Source organism: Acidovorax sp. LjRoot74 (assembly GCF_964254355.1).
In the GTDB taxonomy this organism is placed as follows: Bacteria; Pseudomonadota; Gammaproteobacteria; order Burkholderiales; family Burkholderiaceae_C; genus Acidovorax.
The window spans coordinates 3719513-3737747 of sequence record NZ_CAXUTI020000001.1 but is presented as its reverse complement, the minus strand read 5'-3'; the positions used below and the strand labels follow the sequence as shown (position 1 = coordinate 3737747).

Genomic DNA, 18235 nt, shown 5'->3' with positions numbered 1-18235 from the left:
TTGTTTCGCAGCACCATGGCCCTCACCCTTGACTCCTCTGCCATCACCCACGGCATCCAGCTGGCGGTGGCCCCTGTGTTCCTGCTCACGGCTGTGTCCGGCATGATCGGCGCCGTGGCTGGGCGGCTGGCCCGCATCATCGACCGCGCCCGTGTGGTGGAAGACCGCGCCAGCGCCGAGCCCGAGTTTCTGCCCCGGGCCTACAAGGAGCTGGCCGATTTGCGCCTGCGCGGGCGGCTGGCCAATGGCTGCATTGGCCTGCTCACCTTCTGTGCGGTGCTGATCGGCATCACCATCATCCTGCTGTTTTTGGGCGAAACCACCGACTTCCAGTCCAGCCGCCTGGCCGTGGCGGGGTTTCTGGCGGGGGTGGCCTCGTTCCTGCTGGCGCTGGTGTGTTTTTTGACCGAAACGTTGCTGGCCACCCGCCTGCTCAACTTCCACCTGCTGGAACAAGACCGGGAGAAAACCCCATGAAGTCGTTGGCCGACCTCGGCGGTCTGGTCTATTCGACCGAATCGGGCCGCATGTGCCCTGACTGCCGCCAGCCCGTGGCGCAGTGCACCTGCAAGCAGAACAAGCCTTTGCCCACCGGTGACGGCATCGTGCGCGTGTCGCGCGAAACCAAGGGCCGGGGTGGCAAGGCCGTCACCTTGGTCAAGGGTGTGCTGCAGGACGAAGCGGCGCTCACCCAGTTGGGCAAGCAGCTCAAGGCGGCCTGCGGCAGCGGCGGCACGGTGAAGGATGGCGTCATCGAAGTGCAGGGCGACCATGTAGAGCGTGTCATGGCCGCACTGCAAAAGCTTGGCCACAAGGTCAAGCGCGCGGGCGGCTGAGGGCTTGGTGATGGATGCCGACAAGCTGCAGCGCCTGGTCACCACCGAAATGCCCTATGGCAAGCACAAGGGCACGCTGCTGGCCGACCTGCCCGGCAACTATCTGAACTGGTTTGCGCGCGAGGGTTTCCCCAAAGGCGAGCTGGGGCAGTTGCTGGCGCTGATGCATGAGATCGATCACAACGGCCTGTCGGACCTGCTCAAGCCTTTGCGTGGGGCGCGCGACTCGAACGCTTGAACTTTGGGCGCGTGGGAGGGGGCTGCCAAGCCACCTGCCGGTCCCGTCGCCGGGCCTGTCCCCGCGGGGCGCCTCTGTTCGCCTGTCAGCCCTTGTGCTGGCCAGTGCTGTTGTGCAAGCCCGCGTAGTTGATCGCAATGAGTTGTGCGATGGCGAGAATGTCCGCGCGCGAGTGCTCGGCGCCCGGAAACAGATCCTTCACCAAGCTCTGGGCTTCTATCACCTGTTTCGATGCGAGTTCGCTGGCCCGGTAGAGTTCGCGTGCAAGAACGATGTCTGCGTTCTGACTCATATGGTTCTCCTGATTTTTGAGAGCCCTAGTATGAACGTTTGTGCCTCCGATCCATGGGCTTGGGGCGTGCCATTGGCGCTGCTGGTGAGGGGCTCTTGTGGGCGCGTGGCGGCTCAAACCGACGAACGGCCACAAGGAATCACCGCTGGTGCGCAACTGCTCGCTTCTCGGTCTTGAGCTTGTGGGCCTCCAGGGCCGTTGGTGTGCCGCCATAATCGCGCCCATACCGACAACCAACCCGAGGGAATGCACATGAAGGGCCATATCGCAGCGATCGTTCTGGTCGTACTGGGCGTGTTTTTTCTGCTGACCAATCTGGGGCTGATCAGCATCAGCCTGCGCGAGCTGTTGCGGGTGTGGTGGCCGGTGGCGCTGATTGCAGTGGGCCTGGCGCTGTTCTTTACGCCCGGCGACAAGAAGAAGTAACAGGCCCGGGCGCGAAGGCCCCGACCAGGGCCTTGGTTCAATGCCCGCCGTGCCCAGTGTGTTCGTTGCGCGGCGGCACAAACGCCGGGTCGCTGCCAAAGTAGCCCCGGAACAGATTGCGCGCAATGCCGTGCGCTGCCACCTGCAGGTCGCGCGCCACCTCGGGGGCGAACAGGCGGCTGGTGTGCTGCTGCCACAGCCCCACCCAGGCCGCAAAGTGGGCGGGCGTGATGCCCTCCAGCACCATGTGCTTGCCAAACACATCGCCCTTGAAGCTGCGCGTGCCCAGGGCCACCGTGCTCCAGAAGTCCACCAGCCGCTGCAGGTGGGCGTCCCATTGGCCGTGCAGGGTCTTCTCAAACACGGGCCCCAGCAGCGGGTCCTGTCGCACATCGCCGTAAAAACCATGCACCAGCCGCGTGATGCTTTCCACGCTGGGTGGCGCGTGGTCCCCGGGGCTGTCGGACAAAGGCGTTTGCAGGGTCATGCCTGCAGTGTGCCCCCGCCGCTGCAGGCGCAGCCTGATGGGCCGCAACCCTGCGACGATGGGGCTGCGCTGGCCTCGAACGCGGGGAACAGCACGTTGTTCTCCAGGTGGATGTGGTTGATGAGGTCGTCGCCCAGCTGGGCAATGCCTGCGTACAGCGCGCGCCAGGTGTTGCAGGCGCCTTGGGGCGGCGTGGCGTCGTTCGTCAGGGCGTTGAGCTTGTCCAGCGCCTCGCCATGGTCCACGTGTTCGGCGCGCATCATGCCGATGGGCTGGCCCACAAACGGGTTGCCGCCGCTCTTGAGCATGGGGAACAGCACCTGCTCTTCCTTGAGCATGTGCGAGAGCAGTTCCTCGTGCATGGTTTCGAGGTGGTCGGCCAGCCCGGCGGGCACATGGGGGTTGTCGCGGTGCACGGCTTCGACGCGGCGGGCCATGCGGATCAGCTCGGGCAACTGCTGGCGGTGCACCTCGTGGTAGCGCGCCAGGATGTGGTCGATGAGCGCGCTGGGCGATGCGGCTGCGGGCACGGCGTCGCTGCGCTGCAGGGCGGCCAGCTCGGCCAGCACGGCGTTGGCATCCAGCCCCTTGTCGGCCGCCGCCTTGGCCAGGCTCACCTGGCCACCGCAGCAAAAGTCGAGCTTCAGGCGCCGGAACACCGCGGTGGCGCCGGGCAGTTGCACCGCGATCTGGCCGATCTGCTGGTCGGCGCTGAGGGGGGCGGGGTGGGCGGGAGCAGCATCCAGGTGGTCAACACGGGCGTTCATGGCGGGTCCTTTTAAAGATTCATTTAGTGTGAATATTTTATTCAATAAAATTCGTCCTGCATACCTCTTTAAATTGACCTGCGGCAAAACCCATGCGCCTGACCCAATGGACCGACTACACCCTGCGCGTGCTCATGTACTGCGCAGCCACCGAAGGCCGCGAGCAGCCGGTGACCATCACCGAGGTGGCCGAGGGCTACGGCATCTCGCGCAGCCACCTGATGAAGATCGTGCAGCAGCTGGCGGCCCAGGGGCTGCTGGAAACCACGCGCGGGCGGGGCGGCGGCATGCGGCTGATGGTGCCTGCGTCGGCCATCAATATCGGCGCCGTGGTGCGCGCCACCGAGACCGACTTCAACCTCGTCGAATGTTTTGACCCCGGCACCAACCAGTGCCGCCTGAGCAGCCACTGTCGCCTCAAGGGCGTGCTGTGGCAGGCCATGCAGGCCTATCTGGCGGTGCTGGACAGCGTGACGCTGGCTGATCTGATGGCACCGGCCGCCGAGGGGGGGGCGGCTGCACGTGCCCTATTGCCCGCCGTGGCGTTGCCACAGAACGGCGGCGCCGCGCGCAGGCGCGCACCCGTGGCCGGGTTGCCTTCCAAAGTCCAGGACATTGAGTAAAAAAGGCCGTCTCCGCGCAAGGGGTATCGATTTTTAGCTATTAAATATATAGCAATCAAATGAAGGGCGAATCAGGCGTGGGAGTGCCAGCCCGCGCAAATGCCTGCCGGTAGCGCGCCGGGGTCAGGCCCACGTGGCGGGCAAACTCGCGTGTGAAGTGGGGCTGGTCGGCAAAGCCGCAGGCAAACCCGATTTCTGCCAGACCGTGCGGGCTCTCCAGCAGCCACTGTGCTGCCAAACGTGCGCGGGCCTCGGTGACGATGTGGCGGCAGCTCAGGCCACCCTCGGTCAGCGCCCTCTGCAGGCTGCGACGGGCCAGGCCCGTGTGGCGGGCCAGGGCGTCCACCGTGTGCTGCGCTGCAGGGTCGTGCAGCACATGGCGCGCCAGCCGGTGCGCGAGCGGCGGCCAGGGCAGGGCGTCGCACAGATGGGTGGGGGGCTGGGGTTGCGGTGTGATGGCGTGGGGCGGGCGTTCGTCGGCACGTGTGTGCCAGCGCAAGGTCCACTGGCCCATCTGCCCTTGGGCGGCCAGCGGGGCCAGCGCGGCGTTCAGATGGGCTGGGGTGGCGGCGGGTGTGCCTATCTCCAGGTTCACACGCTGGCGTGTGGCCGCGGGCGCGCCGATCTCCACCTGCAAGCCGTGCACGCCCAGGGCCTGGCTGGCGCCCAGCATCACGCCCAGCACGGCCAGGCTTTCGATGGGGTGGGGCTCTTCCGGCACGCCGGGGCGCGCGTGGTGGCGCAGCGCCACGGTGCCAGGGGCGCTGGCCGTGATGCTGACCTGGTGGCGTGAATGCACGTACCGCTCCAGCCGCTGCCAGCGCGCCAGCAGTTCGGGCACATCGGTCGCGCCCAGCAGCGCACGGTGCACCGGGTCGCCCGCGAGCAGGTCCACCCGCTGGGCCAGTTGCAGCAAGGTGGCCAGGCCCCCCTGCTGCAGCACCGCCTGGACCACGCTGCGTTTGTAGGCCAGGGGCACATGGCTGGCGGCCAGCCCGTCTGCAGCCGGTGGGGGCGGTGGCGGGGGCAGCCCGTGCGCGGACATGGCGCGCACCAGCAGGCGGACCATGGCGGCGCTGGCAAAGTCTTGCATGGGCGGATTGTGCCGTTGGCGCTGTGGCTGGTGCAGGATCGCTCAGCCCCGCGCGCCCAGGGCCTGCAGCACATCTGCGCTGCGCACTGGCAGGCGGGCAAAGCGCACCCCGGTGGCGTCGCGCAGCGCATTCGCAACGGCGCCTGCCCCTGCCACCATCGCGGTCTCGCCCGCACCTGTAGGTGGCGCATTGCTGTCGATCAGGTGCACATGCAGCGGTGGCACATCGCCCATGCGTGGCAGCGGGTAGTCGGCAAAGCTGGCAGCGGCCACGCCCGAGCGTGCCACGGGCAGTTGCTCGTGCAGCACCATGCCCAGGCACCACACGAGGTTGCCTTCGGTCTGCGCGCGTACGCCGTCGGGCTGCAGCACCAGGCCGCAGTCGTGCGCGCACCACAGCGCTGTCACGCGCACCTGGCCGGTGGCGCGGTGCACCTCCACGTCGGCCACGGCGGCGGCGTAGCTCACGCCCTTGTAGATGCCGCCTGCGATGCCGCGCCCGCGCAAGGTGGTGGCGTCGCTGGCGGGGTGCTCGGGCCAGCGGGCTTCGGCGGCGGCGCGGCGCAGCACCTGGGCCAGGCGTTCGTCGGTGGTGTGCTGCAGGCGCCAGGCCAGTGGGTCGGCCCCGGCCAGGCGCGCGCATTCGTCCATGGCGCTTTCCACCACCAGGGTGTTGGGCCCCGCGCCCAGGCCGCGCCATGGACCGGTGTGCACGGGCAGGCGCTGGGCGGTGAACTCGATGCGCTGTTGGGGCACGTCGTATGGCATTTGTGCGCCGCGCGCCACGCCGCTGTCGCCTGCGAGGTCGGCCAGGGTTTGCATCCACACCGGCATGGCGGCGGGCGTGAACAGGATGTGGCTGCTGGCCAGCGCATGCCACCAGTGGGTGATGCGCCCACCCTGCACGCGCGCCCGCACACGGTGGCTGGAGGGCGGGCGCTGGAAGCCCTGGGCAAACTCCTGCGTGCGGCTCCATTGCACCTTGACGGGCGCGCCCACGGCCTGGGCGAGCACGGCGGCTTCCAGCTCCACCGTGCACAGCGTGCGCCCCCCAAATCCGCCGCCGATGCGGCAGGCCTGCACCTCGATGCGTTCTGCATCCAGGCTGAATTGGCGAGCCAGCACATCGCGCATGTAGAACAGGTCTTGGGTGCCCGCCCATACCTTCAGGGCGATGTCTTTTTTGTCTGGGTCGGCCAGCCAGTGCGCCGTGGCGCTGCGGGGCTCGATGGGTGCGTGGGCTGCCAGGGGCACGTCCATGCGCAGGTCCAGCGTCCATGCTGTGTCTGTGGGCATGTCGTCTTTGCGCAGGCAGTGCTGCAGCGCTCCCCGGCGCAGGTGGGTGTCGATGTCGATGCGCTTATCGATGGCGGCCTGCTCGAACGCGCTGCCATCTTCCACCTGCCATTGCACGGCCAGCGAAGCGGCGATGCGGTCGAGCGCGGCAGGCGTGCGCGCCACGATGCCCAGGCCCAGGCTGCCCATCTGCATCAGGCGCGGGTGCTGCACCACGGCCACGCAGGCCGGGTCGGCGCGGGCGGTCGCCTCGTCCCACGCCTGGGGGCGCGAGGCCAGTTCAGCCGACACCGGTGCGCGCAGCACGCGGCCATAGAGCAGGCCGGGCAGGCGCGTATCGCCCGCAAACAGCGGCTGGCCGGTGACGAGGGCGTGCAACTGGCCGGGCGCTGCCGCCGCTTCTTGGGCTGCCCCCGCGCGCGGCTGCAGGCTGCGCAGCGCGCTGGGTGCAATGTCGCGCGCAGCCAGCGTGCCCGTGGTCTGGCCCTGCGCCAGGGCCTCGCGCAGGGTGGCGCAGGCGCGGGCCAGGGGCAGGGCAAAGTCCTGCACGCTGGCGCTGCCCACGGTGGCGCGTACGCGGGCAATGTGGCGGGTGCCGGGCAGTTGCAGATGCACCTGCGCGGGCGGCACACCCAGCTCTGCAGCGGCCAGGCCCTGCAGTGCGGCGCTGATTTGCTGGCCCATTTCGGCGCTGGGCAGCCACAGGGTGAAGCGGCCATTTTCGTGCCGTATCCAGCCCAGCGCGTCGTCGGCGGTGGAGGTGGGGCGCTTGGGGATCACCGGCACCAGGCCGCAGCCTGCGAGCGTGACGGTGAGTGCACCTGCCGCCGCTGCTGCAAAAAACTGGCGGCGCTTCATGGCGTGGTGCCCCCAGCCGCTGGGTGCCCAGCCGCCTGGTGGATGGCTGCACGCACGCGGTGCTGGGTGCCGCAGCGGCACAGGTGGCCCGACATGGCGGCATCGATCTGCGCATCGCTGGGGCGGGGCGTGGCGCGCAGCAGGGCCACGGCGCCCATGATCTGGCCGCTTTGGCAGTAGCCGCATTGGGGCACGCGCAGGTCCAGCCAGGCTTGTTGCACCGGGTGCAGGGTGCCATCGGCTGCGGCCAGCCCCTCAATGGTGGTGATGCTGCGCCCCTGCAGCCCGCGCGCGGTCTGCAGGCAGGCGCGCTGCGCCACGCCGTCCACCAGCACGGTGCAGGCGCCGCACTGGCCCATGCCGCAGCCAAAGCGGGTGCCCGCCAGGCCCAGCGGCTCGCGCAGCAGCCAGAGCAGGGGTTCGTCCTCCCAGCCTGGGGGCACGGGCCGGGGTTGTTGGTTCAGGGTGATGTGCATACAAGCCTCCGTGGGTGGAACGGAGGCCAGTGTGCAAAGCCGGGCGCGGCGGGTCTTGAAGATTTGCGCCAAACGCTGCCGGGCTGTTTCAGCCGGCTGCGCGGTGGGTGGGGCGGAAAATGGTGGTCAAAATGGCCGTTTGCGCACGTCCATCCAGCGCAAATAGCTATTTTTTTTGAAGCAAAGCATTCCACTGCGGCATGGCTTGCGCCCACCACAGCCGCAGGCGCATGGCCCATTCGGGCGTGTAGCCCGAGGTGGCAAACCGCACCTGGCCGTGCGCGTCGATCACCACCAGCGCAGGCACGGCGCGCACGCCCCAGCTGCGCGACAGGGTGCCCTGTGGGTCCACCGCCGTCTGCCAGGGCATGCTGCGCTGGCGCTGCACCTGGGCCACCTTCTCCGCGTTGCCGGACTGCATGGCCACGCCCAGCACGGGCCAGTCGTTGGACAGGCTTGCGATGCTGGGCTCTTCCAGCTTGCAGATGGAACACCACTCGGCCCAGAAGTGCACCGCCACGGCCTGACCGGGGTGCTGGGCGCGCCATGCGGCCAGGGTGGTGGTGACACCAGTGGCACCAGCGTTGGGGGCCATCACCAGCGCCACATCGGGCGCGGGGCCCTGGGGCAGGTCGCGTGTGCGCCAGGTGTCCACCGCCACGACGGCCATCCAGGCCAGCGCGAGGGTGGCCAAGTGCTGCTTCCAGCCTTGGCGCAGGGACTGCGCAGCGCGGGTGGCGAGTGCCTTCAGCATGCTGGGGCTGCGGCGTTGCGAATCAGCGCAGCACTTCCAGCAGCCTGTCCAGCCCGCCCTGGTTGATGGCGACCTTGGCCTGTGCGCGCACGGTGGGCTTGGCGTGGTAGGCCACGGACAGGCCCGCCGCGCCCATCATGGGCAGGTCGTTGGCGCCGTCGCCCACGGCGATCGCTTGCTGCGGCGAGATGCCCATGAGCGAGGCCACTTCCAGCAGCGTGCGGCGCTTCTCGGCGCCGTCGCAGATGTCGCCCCAGGCCTGGTCCACCATGCGGCCGGTGAGTTGGCCGTCTTGCACTTCCAGCATGTTGGAGCGTGCAAAGTCGATGCCCAGGCCCGCCTTCACGCGGTCGGCAAAGAAGGTAAAACCGCCCGAGACCAGCAGCGTGGTCAGGCCTGCGGCCTTGGCGGTGGTGATCAGTTCCTGGGCGCCGGGGTTGAAGCGCAGGCGCTCGGTGAACACCTGCTCCATGTGCTGCACCGTCACGCCCTTGAGCAGGGCCACGCGCTGGCGCAGGCTCTCTTTGTAGTCGGTGATCACGCCCTGCATGGCTGCTTCGGTGATCGCTGCCACCTCGGCCTTGCGGCCTGCGGCGTCGGCGATTTCGTCCACACACTCGATGTTGATGAGGGTGGAGTCCATGTCAAACGCGATGAGCTTGTAGGCCGACAGGGACAGCGGGGGCGTGATGCCCTGGATGACAAGGCCGGGGGCGAATTCGGTAGCGTGGGTCATGGATAAAGGCGCAAGAGAAAGAGAGTGGTGTTGTCCGTCTCACCGCGCAGGGCTGTGGGAGGGGCGGGCGTGTGACTGCGTGCATTCAGTGGCCCAGGCGGCTTGATTTTCGTCAAAAAGTGCCTGCTATGCCTCTGCATATGCCAAAAGTTGCTTAGTGATTTTGAAGTAGCTTGCCAGAATCTCCGGAGTGGAGGCGCTTAATGATCAACAGGCTATTGAACCGGCTGTCCCCGTTTCGCAGCGTCCGAGCGCGGTTTTCGGTCGTCCTTGCCGCCTCAGGGCTGGTTCTGGGGCTCCTGTTGACGCTTTTTATGGAGTGGCATCTGGAAGAGAGTCTGAGAACAGCTGCGACACAGGCTGTTCAAGTCCTGGCGGATGAAATTGCCTACGAATTGGCGGATGATCTGGGAAATCGCCGGCGCGAAATTGCTTTGGTGGCCGATGTCTATGGTTTGGGCGGTAGCGCGGCCAGCGCTGCTGCTTTGCGCAAGATGGTGGACAGCCTCCAGGCGCGCAATGCCGCATATGCTTGGATTGGATTGGCCAATATGCAAGGCACCGTGACTGCGGCGACAGGTGGGCTCCTGATGGGACAGAACGTAGCGGCACGGCCCTGGTTCTCCGCCGGATTGCGTGGAGATTTCCTCAGTGATCCCCATGAAGCTGTGCTACTTGCCAAGCACTTGCAAGAAACGGGGGCTGACGGAGAACCCTTGCGCTTTCTTGATGTGGCAGTGCCATTGAGGAACGCGCAGGGCTCGTTGCATGGTGTGCTGGCTGCGCATCTCCATATGGACTGGGTGCGGGAAGTCGTGTCATCTGTGGCCCTGAAGACGGGGCGCCACAGCCCCGTAGAGGTGCAAATCTTCGGAGCGGACGGTACTTGGCTGCTGGGCGTCAACGAGGAGCGCGGTGAACAGCGTTTGCGGCTGGAGCAGCCGCAAACGCTGGGTGAGGGCGGGCGCTATCTGGTTGCCTTTCAGCGAGTGAAAGTGGCGGAAGTCGGTGATTTGCCTGGATGGACCGTGGTAGTACGCGAAAGCACGGCGACTGCGTTTGCTCCGGTGGACCGGGTGCGTGGGGTCGTTTTGTTGTCACTGGTTGTGATGATCGCGCTGTTTGCATGGGTGTCCTGGCTTCTCGCGGGGCGTTTTACTCGGCCGATCGTGCAACTGGCTGACGTGGCAAAGACCCACGCGGGCGAATCCAGCTCTGTGGCTGGCCGGCCGAGCATGCGCGCCAGGGACGAGACCAGTGTGTTGGGCGAAGTCATGGAGCAGCTGGCTCACCACGACCGACTCACAGGGTTGTTCAACCGCAGTGAAGTTCTGGCACGCTTGCATGCAAGACTTGATCTCCCGGGTCGCTCAACGGGTGTCGGCGCACTCTTGCTCATTAATCTGGATAACTTCAGTGTGCTCAACAACATGCGGGGCCATGATGTGGGCGACCAACTGCTGGTTACGGTAGCCACACGTTTGCAGGCACTGGGTCTGGAGCATGCGGTGCTGGCGCGCCCAGGAGGCGATGAATTTCTGGTGTTGATGGAAAGCCTGGGTGCTGACCATACCGTTGCCATGCGCGAAGCCAGCAGCTGTGCGGATGCTGTCCTTGCAGCGTGCGGCATGCCTTTGACTCTTGCCGGGGCCACCTACCAGTGCCAGCTGTCGATAGGTATTGCTCCCGTCGGTGATGGCGTGGTGAGAGTAGAAGAAGTGCTGCAGCATGCGGAGCTGGCCATGCTGGAGGCAAAGAAGAGAGGAAAAAACCAAGCTGTGCTGTTCGATCAGCGCATGCAGGACGCCTTCACGCAACGCGTGGCTTTCGAGCAGGCGTTGCGTGCGGCTGTTCCCGGCCAATTGGTGGCTCATTACCAGCCGCAGTTCAACATGGACGCCGGGCTTTTCGGTGCTGAGCTGCTGGTCCGTTGGCAGCATCCCACCATGGGCATGGTTTCCCCTGACCGCTTTATTCCAGTGGCCGAAGACATCGGGGTCATCGTTGACATTGGCCGCTGGGTGCTCGAAACCGCCTGCTTGCAACTCAAGGCTTGGGAGAGGGAGCCGGCCCTGAGCCACTTGGTCATTGCAGTGAACGTCAGTGCCAAAGATTTCCGCCAGGAGGGCTACGTCGATGTTGTCAGGCAGGTGCTTGAGCGGACGGGAGCGCGTGCACAGCAGATAAAGATCGAGCTCACGGAGAGTGTTTTGGCCGTGGATGTGGATGACGTCGTCGCAAAAATGCTGCGGTTGAAGGCCCTGGGACTGAGTTTCTCCCTGGATGATTTCGGTACCGGATTCTCTTCTCTGAGCTATCTGCAGCGCATGCCGCTGGATCAACTGAAGATCGATAAATCATTTGTGAGGGATGTCACCACGAATACGAACGATGCGTCCATCGTTCGGGCTGTCATAGCGCTGGGCCAAGGTCTGGGAATTTCCGTGATAGCAGAGGGTGTCGAGACCCCCGCGCAGCGCGACTTTCTCTCTAGCCACGGGTGCGAGCATTTTCAGGGGTATCTCTATGGCAGGCCTTTGCCAGTAGAGGATTTCGCCGCGCTGGCCCAGGAGTGCTGACGGCGGCGAACAGAACTTAGCGCAGCAGTTTTGGCTGCGCACCGCGTGGTACGACGAAACGCGTCAATAGCGCAAGAAGAGTTGTTGTTTGCCGTTTGTGCGCTTTCCGGCACAGGCTCAGCCTTGCTGGGGGTGCTTCGGGGATTTGATCGCAGGGTTGGGCGCAGGCGGCTCGTTCATCTTGACCAGGAACATGCGCAGAAAGAACGCGGCCATGCACAGCATGAACCCGATGCCAATGATGCTCATCAGCCCGTAGTCGGTAGAGAAAAGATCGTTCAGCAGCTTCATGGTGGGGCACTCCTTGTGGTGGGTGTGGCATCCACTATCGCGCGGCGCAGGGCCAAGCCCCTTGCGCTGTGTCAAGCATCGGCTGCAGGCTGGTGCAGCTGGCGTCCGCGCTGCGAAAGCCTGGGTGCGAGGCGATGCACGTGTTGCCATCTGGCATGGCGCGGGATGGCGGCGGCTTGCGGATCGGCTTCAGTCTGCCAACCTGGTTGTGCACCCCACAGGGCCGCGCCTCACGCTTGGCATCTCCGGCGGTGGGTGCGTGTTTGGTGTCGTGTGACTCAATCGCGCTCTGCCGCCGTTAGCAGGGAGGCGATGCGCTGCCGCAGCGCTTGTGCCGCCGCAGGCTGGGCCTGCATCCACGTGTGCAGGGCATGGCCCACGCCGGGCAACTTCACCACCTCCACGCTGCGTGCAGCCACGGCGGCCTGGCCGTAGCCCTGGATGACGGCGGGTGGAATCACCGCATCCTCCGTGCCCCAGACCAGCAGCAGCCGGCCGCGATAGCGCCCCAGCGCCGACCAGGCCGGGGCGCTGACAAAGTCCGTGGTGGCGCGCAGTGCCTGCTGGAAGGCCGGGCCGAAGGGCTGGTGCTCGGCTGCTGGCGTGTAAGCCGCAGGGCAAAACAGCACCAGGGCGCGCGGCTGCAGGGTGTCCAGCAGCTGGCAAGCCGTGTGGCCGCCCATGCTCGAAGCCATCAATGCCAGGGGTGGGTGGGCCGGGCGCAGCCCCACGTGGGCGGCCACGGCCTGCGCCTGCGCTTGGCGGTCGGCCAGGCTGGAGCCCAGCAGGCTGCCACCCGTTGCGCCATGGCCCACACAGTCGAAGGCGGCGCCCGCCCAGCCCTGGCTGGCCAGAGGCTGCAGCAGGTAGTCCATGCGCCGGTGGTCGGTGGCCGCGCCGCCGCCGTGCAGGGACAACAGGCGCGGCACTGCAGCGGTCGTGGTGCTCCAGGTGCTGCCGTGCAGCCGGTGGGGGCCGTGGGGCACGGTAAAAGGCCTGCGCAGGGCTTCCTGCTTCGGTTTCGTCCCGGCGTCAGCTATTTTTTCCATCTAGGTACACGGCATCCGACCAGGTGGCCAACCACCCAGGTTTGAAGGCCACGAACACCGCGCACAACATGCCGGTGATCACGGCATCGCCCCAGGCCATCAGCCAGCGGGCGACCAGCGAGAGCTGATCGCTGACGCCCGGCAGCGTGTGGCCGGCCCATTGCGCCAAGCTGCCCGCCACAAACAGGCACAGTGCCGTGCCCAAAAAGCCCCGCCCCAGCACATAGACAAAGGCGCGCACGCCAACCAGCGCGCGTGTTCCCGCCAAGCGGCGCAGCACCACGCCCAGCAGCAGCGCCAGCGTGGCAGGCACCACGCCTTGCCACACGGCCACGCCCATGGCGTCCTGCCACCCCAGGCTGGGCGAAAGCAGCGCAGCGGTGGCGCCCACCGCCAGCAGTGTGGGCACTGCCAGCGGCCAGCCCAGCATCAGCACCACCAGGCAGGCACCCGACCACTGCAGTTGCAGCGGCATGGCGTGCAGTGTGGGCAGGGCCCACAGCCAGGGCAGAAAGACCAGTGTGGCGAGCAGCGGCGTCCACAGTGCAGACGGCGCGCCATGGCTTTCGTGCGCCAGCGGCTTGCGGCTGGCCAGCAGACGCCAGGGCCGCGCGGCCAGGGCGGCCACCAGGGCCACAAGGAGGAGGGCGGCTTCAAGCCACATGGCTGCCTTTTGCTATGCTATTGATAGCTATTGTGGCATGATGGACGCGCGGGGAAGGCCAATTTTTCTCACAATTGAACCCTCACGCAGCCACCAGCGGCTGCCCCAGGCTGCGCAGCACGTCGCGCACCATCTGGGCGCGGTCCTTCGGGTCCTTCAGTTCGCGCTCGATGCGCAGCTTTTCGTTGCCCGCCAGCTTGATGTGCTTGTTCTTCTGGATGAGCTCGATGATGCGCATCGGGTCGATGGGCGGCTGGGGTTTGAAGGTGATGTTGATCACGCCCGGGGCGGCATCGACCTTCACCACGCCGTAGGGCTGGCTCAGCACGCGCAGGCGGTGCACGTCGATGAGGGTCTGGGCCTGCGGCGGCAGTTTGCCGAAGCGGTCCACGATCTCTTCGAGCAGGCCGTCGATCTGGTCGGGCGTCTTGGCGGTGGCCAGCTTCTTGTAGAACGACAGGCGCAGGTGCACGTCGCCGCAATAGTCGTCGGGCAGCAGGGCGGGGGCGTGCAGGTTGATGTCGGTGGTGACGCTCAGCGGGCTGAGCAGGTCCGGCTCCTTGCCGGCCTTGAGTGCCTTGACGGCTTCGTTGAGCATCTCGTTGTACAGCTGGAAGCCCACCTCCAGCATGTTGCCGCTCTGGTTCTCGCCCAGCACCTCGCCCGCACCGCGAATCTCCAGGTCGTGCATGGCCAGGTAGAAGCCGCTGCCCAGTTCTTCCATCTGCTGGATGGCATCGAGGCGCTGCGCGGCGTGTTTGGTCAGGCCCTCGGTGTCGGGCACCATGAGGTAGGCGTACGCCTGGTGGTGGCTGCGGCCCACGCGCCCGCGCAGCTGGTGCAGCTGCGCCAGGCCGAACTTGTCGGCGCGGCTCATGATGATGGTGTTGGCCGTGGGCACATCGATGCCGGTCTCGATGATGGTCGAGCACAAGAGGATGTTGAAGCGCTGGGCCACGAAGTCGCGCATCACGCGCTCCAGCTCGCGCTCGGGCATCTGGCCGTGGGCCACGGCGATGCGGGCCTCGGGCAATATCTCTTCGAGCTTCTGGCGGCGGTTCTCGATGGTCTCCACCTCGTTGTGCAGGAAGTAGACCTGACCGCCGCGCTTGAGTTCGCGCAGCACCGCCTCGCGGATCACACCCGTGCCCTCGTTGCGCACAAAGGTCTTGATCGCCAGGCGCCGCTGCGGCGCGGTGGCGATGACCGACAGGTCGCGCAGGCCTTCGAGCGCCATGCCCAGCGTGCGCGGGATGGGTGTGGCGGTGAGGGTGAGCACGTCCACCTCGGCGCGCAGGGCCTTCATCTGCTCCTTGTGGCGCACGCCGAAGCGGTGTTCTTCGTCGATGATGAGCAGGCCCAGGTTGTGGAACTTGGTGGATTCACTGAGCAGCTTGTGCGTGCCCACCACGATGTCCACCGTGCCGTCGCCGATGCCCTTGATGGCCGAGGTGATCTCCTTGCCCGAGCGGAAGCGCGAGACCTCGGCGACCTTCACGGGCCATTTGCTGAAGCGGTCCACCAGCGTCTGGTAGTGCTGCTCGGCCAGCAGCGTGGTGGGCGCCAGAAAGGCCACCTGCTTGCCGCCCGTGACGGCCACGAAGGCCGCGCGCAGCGCCACCTCGGTCTTGCCGAAGCCCACGTCGCCACAGACCAGGCGGTCCATGGGGCGGGGGCTGATCATGTCCTGGATCACCGCGTGGATGGCGGCGTTCTGGTCGGCCGTTTCTTCGAAGCCGAAGTCGTTGGCAAAGGTCTCGTAGTCCTGTGGGCTGTAGCGGAAGGCGTGGCCTTCGCGCGCCGCGCGGCGGGCGTAGATGTTGAGCAGCTCGGCCGCGCTGTCGCGCACCTGCTCGGCCGCCTTGCGCTTGGCCTTTTCCCACTGGCCACTGCCCAGCTTGTGCAGCGGCGCCTCGTCGGCGCTCACGCCGGTGTAGCGGCTGATCAGCTGCAGCTGGCTCACGGGCACGTAGAGCACGGCCTTGTCGGCGTATTCGAGGTGCAAAAACTCCTGCATGGCGGGCGTGCCGTCGGGGTTCTTGTTGCCCACGTCCATGTTGACGAGGCCCCGGTAGCGGCCGATGCCATGGGCGCTGTGCACCACGGGGTCGCCCACGTTGAGTTCGGCCAGGTCCTTGATCAGCGCCTCGACGTCGCTCACCTGCTCCTGCTTCTTGCGCCGGCGCGTGGTGGGGCCGGCGGCAAACAGCTCGGTCTCGGTGACGAAGTCGATGCCGTCCTCGATCCAGCTGAAACCCACGGTGAGGCCGGCGGTGGCGATGCCCACCTTCTCGTCGTCCGCGCCCTGGAACTCGGCCAGCGAGTCGAAGGCCGGCGGGTTCACGCCGCTGGCGCGCAGGAAGTCGAGCAGGCTCTCGCGTCGGCCATCGCTCTCGGCCAGCAGCAGCACCCGGTGCTGGGTGTTGCGGATGTGGGCGTGCAGGCGCGCCAGCGGGTCCTCGGCGCCGCGCACCACCGACAGGTCGCCGAGCTTGTGGAAGTGGGGGTTGTCATCCACATCCTCCACGCCGGGGCGAATGGACAGCTGGGCATGCTCCTTGGAGCGGGTGTAGAACTGGTCGGCCGACAGGAACAGCGCTTCCGGCGGCAGCGCCGGGCGTTCGGGGTCACCCTGTACCAGGCGGAAGCGGTCCTTGGTGTCTTGCCAGAAGCGCTGGAAGGCGGGTTCCAGGTCGCCGTGCAGAACCACCGTGGCTTCGCCGCCCAGGTAGTCGAACACGGTGGCGGTCTCGTCGAAGAACAGCGGCAGGTAGTACTCGATACCGGCGGTGGCCACGCCCGCGCCCATGTCCTTGTAGATGCGGCTCTTGGTCGGGTCGCCCTCCAGCATCTCGCGCCAGCGGCTCCTGAACTTGGCCCGGGCATCGTCGTCCATGGGGAACTCGCGGCCGGGCAGCAGGCGCACCTCGGGCACAGGGTACAGGCTGCGCTGGCTGTCGGGGTCGAAGGTGCGGATGCTGTCGATCTCGTCGTCGAACAAATCCACACGGTAGGGCACCAGCGAGCCCATGGGGAACAGGTCGATCAGCCCGCCGCGCACCGCGTACTCGCCCGGGCTCACGACCTGCGAGACGTGGCTGTACCCGGCCAGCGTGAGCTGGGCCTTGAACTTGGCCTCGTCGAGCTTTTGCTTGACCTTGAAGTGGAAGGTGTACCCCGCCAAAAACGACGGCGGCGCCAGCCGGTACAGCGCCGTGGTGGCAGGCACCAGCACCACGTCGGCCCCGGTGTTCTTGTCCTTCTGGCTGATGCGCCAGAGCGTGGCCAGACGCTCGCTGATCAGGTCCTGGTGCGGCGAGAAGGTGTCATACGGCAGCGTCTCCCAGTCAGGGAACAGCGCGCAGCGCAGCGTGGGCGCGAAGAAGGCCATTTCCTCGATGAGGCGCTGCGCATCGGTGGCGTCGGCCGTGACGATGGCGGTGGTGCGGCCGGCGGCCTTGTCACGTTCGGCCAGGCGGGCCAGCAGCAGCGAATCGGCGCTGCCCACGGGGCGGGGCAGGGTGAAGCGTTTTCCGGGGGAGAGTTTGGGCAGTTCCATGCGGACGGAGTCGGTCGTCTGGCCCGCCGCATCCCCTGGGGCGCGAAGCGCGCACGGGCTGGATCGGGGGCAACGGAGCATTTTAGTGACCCATGGCCGGATGTGCTGCATGTCGCTGCGGATGCCGGTGCCCCATGGGGCGGTGGGCTGCAGCACAGGCGCCGGGGGCATCCTCCTAGAATGCGCGTCTCATGACCATCGACCCGTTGTTGCAACCTTCGCTCGCCGCTTCCCATGCCCCCACGTCGGCACCGGGGCGTCTGTGGGCGCTGGTGCCCTGCGCCGGGGTGGGATCGCGGGCTGTGGCGCAACCACCGGCGGCGCCCGCAGGCAGCACGGTGTCGGCCTTTGGCGCGCTGGCCGGTGCGGCGGGTGAGGCCGCGCCGCCGTTGTTGCCCAAGCAGTACCACCTGGTGGCGGGCCACCCGATGGTCATGCACACGCTGGCCGCCTTTGCGGGCGTGGCGCGGCTGGCGGGCACGCTGGTGGCGGTGGCGGCAGGAGACCACTTCCTGGACGCCCATGCCCACCCCTCTTTTTTTGTAGTCCACTGCGGCGGGCCCACGCGCGCCGCCACGGTGCAGGGTGGGATCACCACCCTGCTGGAGCGTGGCGCGGACCGCGATGACTGGGTGCTGGTGCACGATGCCGCGCGCTGCCTGGTCACAGCCGAGCAGATCGACCGGCTCATCGACGCCTGCATCCATGATTCCGTGGGCGGCCTGCTGGCGCACCAGCTGGCGGATACGCTCAAAACCTCCATCGACGGGCCGGGCGGTGTGCGCGTCGCATCCACCGTGGACCGCAGCAACAAGTGGCTGGCGCAAACGCCGCAGATGTTTCGCATCGGCCCGCTGCTCGATGCGCTGGCCAAGGTGGGCACCAATGTGACCGACGAGGCCAGTGCCATGGAGGCCATGGGCCTGCACCCGCGCCTGGTGCCTGGTGGTGCGCAGAACTTCAAGGTGACCTATCCCGACGACTTCGCGCTGGCCGAGGCCGTGCTGGCCCAGCGCGGCTATGGCACCACGCTGGCCCGTTTTGGCGGCGAGCGTGGGCTGGGCGCCAGCGAAACAGGGCGCAAGACGATTTTTTGAAGCACTTCCTGCGCGCTTGGTGGTTGGCGTGGGCGCAGGAAAGTGATGGATCAATAGACCCGTAGCGGTTCACGAAGCTCAGCGCAGCGGCTTTGGCAAGGCGGGGCAGCCTCG

The 18235-nt window shown here is 66.8% G+C and carries 19 protein-coding genes; 7 read left to right on the top strand and 12 right to left on the bottom strand.

Annotated elements, in window-relative coordinates:
* Window positions 1-15: 15 nt before the first annotated feature.
* From ACSQ3O_RS17755 to ACSQ3O_RS17745, 3 genes are read left to right on the top strand one after another with little or no spacing between them, the layout of a single operon-like run.
* A complete protein-coding gene (locus ACSQ3O_RS17755) occupies window positions 16-477 on the top strand; it encodes a DUF2721 domain-containing protein (RefSeq protein ID WP_137748467.1) in 462 nt (153 codons plus the stop codon).
* On the top strand, window positions 474-836 hold the full coding sequence (locus ACSQ3O_RS17750) for a translation initiation factor Sui1 (protein ID WP_137748466.1): 363 nt from the start codon (window positions 474-476) through the stop codon (window positions 834-836). The genes ACSQ3O_RS17755 and ACSQ3O_RS17750 overlap by 4 nt, the downstream gene beginning before the upstream one ends.
* Before the next feature lie 10 nt (window positions 837-846).
* Window positions 847-1074 carry a DUF3820 family protein gene (locus ACSQ3O_RS17745; RefSeq protein WP_298454807.1) on the top strand — a complete coding sequence of 76 codons (228 nt, stop codon included), beginning with the start codon at window positions 847-849 and terminating at the stop codon, window positions 1072-1074.
* Between the two features lie 85 nt (window positions 1075-1159).
* Here ACSQ3O_RS17745 and ACSQ3O_RS17740 read toward each other — a convergent pair whose 3' ends face one another.
* Window positions 1160-1366 (bottom strand): hypothetical protein, encoded by a 207-nt coding sequence (locus ACSQ3O_RS17740; protein ID WP_137748464.1) that lies wholly within the window; start codon window positions 1364-1366, stop codon window positions 1160-1162.
* A 252-nt stretch (window positions 1367-1618) separates the two neighbouring features.
* Between ACSQ3O_RS17740 and ACSQ3O_RS17735 the strand changes: the two genes are divergently transcribed.
* Complete coding sequence (locus ACSQ3O_RS17735) at window positions 1619-1792, top strand: LiaI-LiaF-like domain-containing protein (RefSeq protein ID WP_171012331.1); 174 nt, start codon at window positions 1619-1621, stop codon at window positions 1790-1792.
* 37 nt (window positions 1793-1829) lie between these two features.
* Here the strand turns inward: ACSQ3O_RS17735 and ACSQ3O_RS17730 are convergent, their stop codons facing one another.
* Window positions 1830-2279 (bottom strand): group III truncated hemoglobin, encoded by a 450-nt coding sequence (locus ACSQ3O_RS17730; protein WP_436139895.1) that lies wholly within the window; start codon window positions 2277-2279, stop codon window positions 1830-1832.
* Window positions 2276-3046, bottom strand: a complete 771-nt coding sequence (gene ytfE / locus ACSQ3O_RS17725) for an iron-sulfur cluster repair protein YtfE (RefSeq protein ID WP_436139894.1) — start codon at window positions 3044-3046, stop codon at window positions 2276-2278. Before ytfE ends, ACSQ3O_RS17730 begins: the two co-directional genes overlap by 4 nt.
* A 92-nt stretch (window positions 3047-3138) precedes the next feature.
* Here ytfE and ACSQ3O_RS17720 point away from each other — a divergent pair, with 92 nt between their 5' ends.
* Window positions 3139-3669, top strand: coding sequence for an RrF2 family transcriptional regulator (locus ACSQ3O_RS17720; protein WP_436139893.1), 531 nt, complete (start codon window positions 3139-3141; stop codon window positions 3667-3669).
* A 55-nt stretch (window positions 3670-3724) separates the two neighbouring features.
* Here ACSQ3O_RS17720 and ACSQ3O_RS17715 read toward each other — a convergent pair whose 3' ends face one another.
* The 5 genes from ACSQ3O_RS17715 to serB all read right to left on the bottom strand — a co-directional run bounded on the left by ACSQ3O_RS17715 (window position 3725) and on the right by serB (window position 8882).
* Window positions 3725-4762 (bottom strand): helix-turn-helix transcriptional regulator, encoded by a 1038-nt coding sequence (locus tag ACSQ3O_RS17715; protein ID WP_436139892.1) that lies wholly within the window; start codon window positions 4760-4762, stop codon window positions 3725-3727.
* A 42-nt stretch (window positions 4763-4804) separates the two neighbouring features.
* Window positions 4805-6916 carry a xanthine dehydrogenase family protein molybdopterin-binding subunit gene (locus tag ACSQ3O_RS17710; protein ID WP_137748461.1) on the bottom strand — a complete coding sequence of 704 codons (2112 nt, stop codon included), beginning with the start codon at window positions 6914-6916 and terminating at the stop codon, window positions 4805-4807.
* Entirely contained in the window at window positions 6913-7392 is a 480-nt protein-coding gene (locus tag ACSQ3O_RS17705; RefSeq protein ID WP_137748460.1) for a (2Fe-2S)-binding protein, read from the bottom strand. Before ACSQ3O_RS17705 ends, ACSQ3O_RS17710 begins: the two co-directional genes overlap by 4 nt.
* 166 nt (window positions 7393-7558) lie before the next feature.
* The gene (locus ACSQ3O_RS17700; protein ID WP_137748459.1) at window positions 7559-8146 is read right to left on the bottom strand and encodes a redoxin domain-containing protein; all 588 of its coding nucleotides are present in this window, start codon (window positions 8144-8146) and stop codon (window positions 7559-7561) included.
* 22 nt (window positions 8147-8168) lie between these two features.
* Entirely contained in the window at window positions 8169-8882 is a 714-nt protein-coding gene (gene serB / locus ACSQ3O_RS17695; protein WP_436139891.1) for a phosphoserine phosphatase SerB, read from the bottom strand.
* A 203-nt stretch (window positions 8883-9085) separates the two neighbouring features.
* On the opposite strand from serB, the gene ACSQ3O_RS17690 reads away from it, so the two are divergent.
* Window positions 9086-11461 (top strand): putative bifunctional diguanylate cyclase/phosphodiesterase, encoded by a 2376-nt coding sequence (locus ACSQ3O_RS17690; protein ID WP_436139890.1) that lies wholly within the window; start codon window positions 9086-9088, stop codon window positions 11459-11461.
* Window positions 11462-11578: 117 nt separating this feature from the next.
* On the opposite strand, the gene ACSQ3O_RS17685 is transcribed toward ACSQ3O_RS17690, so the two are convergent.
* From ACSQ3O_RS17685 to mfd, 4 genes are all read right to left on the bottom strand, one after another.
* Window positions 11579-11752: a DUF3149 domain-containing protein gene (locus ACSQ3O_RS17685; protein WP_436139889.1), complete on the bottom strand. Its 174-nt coding sequence runs from the start codon at window positions 11750-11752 to the stop codon at window positions 11579-11581.
* 278 nt (window positions 11753-12030) lie between these two features.
* Window positions 12031-12738: an alpha/beta hydrolase gene (locus ACSQ3O_RS17680; RefSeq protein ID WP_436139888.1), complete on the bottom strand. Its 708-nt coding sequence runs from the start codon at window positions 12736-12738 to the stop codon at window positions 12031-12033.
* Between the two features lie 46 nt (window positions 12739-12784).
* Entirely contained in the window at window positions 12785-13465 is a 681-nt protein-coding gene (locus ACSQ3O_RS17675; protein WP_436139887.1) for a hypothetical protein, read from the bottom strand.
* An 82-nt stretch (window positions 13466-13547) separates the two neighbouring features.
* On the bottom strand, window positions 13548-17024 hold the full coding sequence (gene mfd, locus ACSQ3O_RS17670; protein ID WP_436139886.1) for a transcription-repair coupling factor: 3477 nt from the start codon (window positions 17022-17024) through the stop codon (window positions 13548-13550).
* 191 nt (window positions 17025-17215) lie between these two features.
* Here mfd and ACSQ3O_RS17665 point away from each other — a divergent pair, with 191 nt between their 5' ends.
* On the top strand, window positions 17216-18121 hold the full coding sequence (locus ACSQ3O_RS17665; RefSeq protein ID WP_436139885.1) for an IspD/TarI family cytidylyltransferase: 906 nt from the start codon (window positions 17216-17218) through the stop codon (window positions 18119-18121).
* Window positions 18122-18235 lie beyond the last annotated feature (114 nt).

What these genes read in the sequence shown, in the direction of transcription:
- ACSQ3O_RS17755 (WP_137748467.1), top strand. Translation starts at nt 16, where the DNA reads ATGGCCCTCACCCTTGACTCCTCTGCCATCACCCACGGCATCCAGCTG.
- ACSQ3O_RS17750 (WP_137748466.1), top strand. Translation starts at nt 474, where the DNA reads ATGAAGTCGTTGGCCGACCTCGGCGGTCTGGTCTATTCGACCGAATCG.
- ACSQ3O_RS17745 (WP_298454807.1), top strand. Translation starts at nt 847, where the DNA reads ATGGATGCCGACAAGCTGCAGCGCCTGGTCACCACCGAAATGCCCTAT.
- ACSQ3O_RS17740 (WP_137748464.1), bottom strand. Translation starts at nt 1,366, where the DNA reads ATGAGTCAGAACGCAGACATCGTTCTTGCACGCGAACTCTACCGGGCC.
- ACSQ3O_RS17735 (WP_171012331.1), top strand. Translation starts at nt 1,619, where the DNA reads ATGAAGGGCCATATCGCAGCGATCGTTCTGGTCGTACTGGGCGTGTTT.
- ACSQ3O_RS17730 (WP_436139895.1), bottom strand. Translation starts at nt 2,279, where the DNA reads ATGACCCTGCAAACGCCTTTGTCCGACAGCCCCGGGGACCACGCGCCA.
- ytfE (WP_436139894.1), bottom strand. Translation starts at nt 3,046, where the DNA reads ATGAACGCCCGTGTTGACCACCTGGATGCTGCTCCCGCCCACCCCGCC.
- ACSQ3O_RS17720 (WP_436139893.1), top strand. Translation starts at nt 3,139, where the DNA reads ATGCGCCTGACCCAATGGACCGACTACACCCTGCGCGTGCTCATGTAC.
- ACSQ3O_RS17715 (WP_436139892.1), bottom strand. Translation starts at nt 4,762, where the DNA reads ATGCAAGACTTTGCCAGCGCCGCCATGGTCCGCCTGCTGGTGCGCGCC.
- ACSQ3O_RS17710 (WP_137748461.1), bottom strand. Translation starts at nt 6,916, where the DNA reads ATGAAGCGCCGCCAGTTTTTTGCAGCAGCGGCGGCAGGTGCACTCACC.
- ACSQ3O_RS17705 (WP_137748460.1), bottom strand. Translation starts at nt 7,392, where the DNA reads ATGCACATCACCCTGAACCAACAACCCCGGCCCGTGCCCCCAGGCTGG.
- ACSQ3O_RS17700 (WP_137748459.1), bottom strand. Translation starts at nt 8,146, where the DNA reads ATGCTGAAGGCACTCGCCACCCGCGCTGCGCAGTCCCTGCGCCAAGGC.
- serB (WP_436139891.1), bottom strand. Translation starts at nt 8,882, where the DNA reads ATGACCCACGCTACCGAATTCGCCCCCGGCCTTGTCATCCAGGGCATC.
- ACSQ3O_RS17690 (WP_436139890.1), top strand. Translation starts at nt 9,086, where the DNA reads ATGATCAACAGGCTATTGAACCGGCTGTCCCCGTTTCGCAGCGTCCGA.
- ACSQ3O_RS17685 (WP_436139889.1), bottom strand. Translation starts at nt 11,752, where the DNA reads ATGAAGCTGCTGAACGATCTTTTCTCTACCGACTACGGGCTGATGAGC.
- ACSQ3O_RS17675 (WP_436139887.1), bottom strand. Translation starts at nt 13,465, where the DNA reads ATGTGGCTTGAAGCCGCCCTCCTCCTTGTGGCCCTGGTGGCCGCCCTG.
- mfd (WP_436139886.1), bottom strand. Translation starts at nt 17,024, where the DNA reads ATGGAACTGCCCAAACTCTCCCCCGGAAAACGCTTCACCCTGCCCCGC.
- ACSQ3O_RS17665 (WP_436139885.1), top strand. Translation starts at nt 17,216, where the DNA reads ATGACCATCGACCCGTTGTTGCAACCTTCGCTCGCCGCTTCCCATGCC.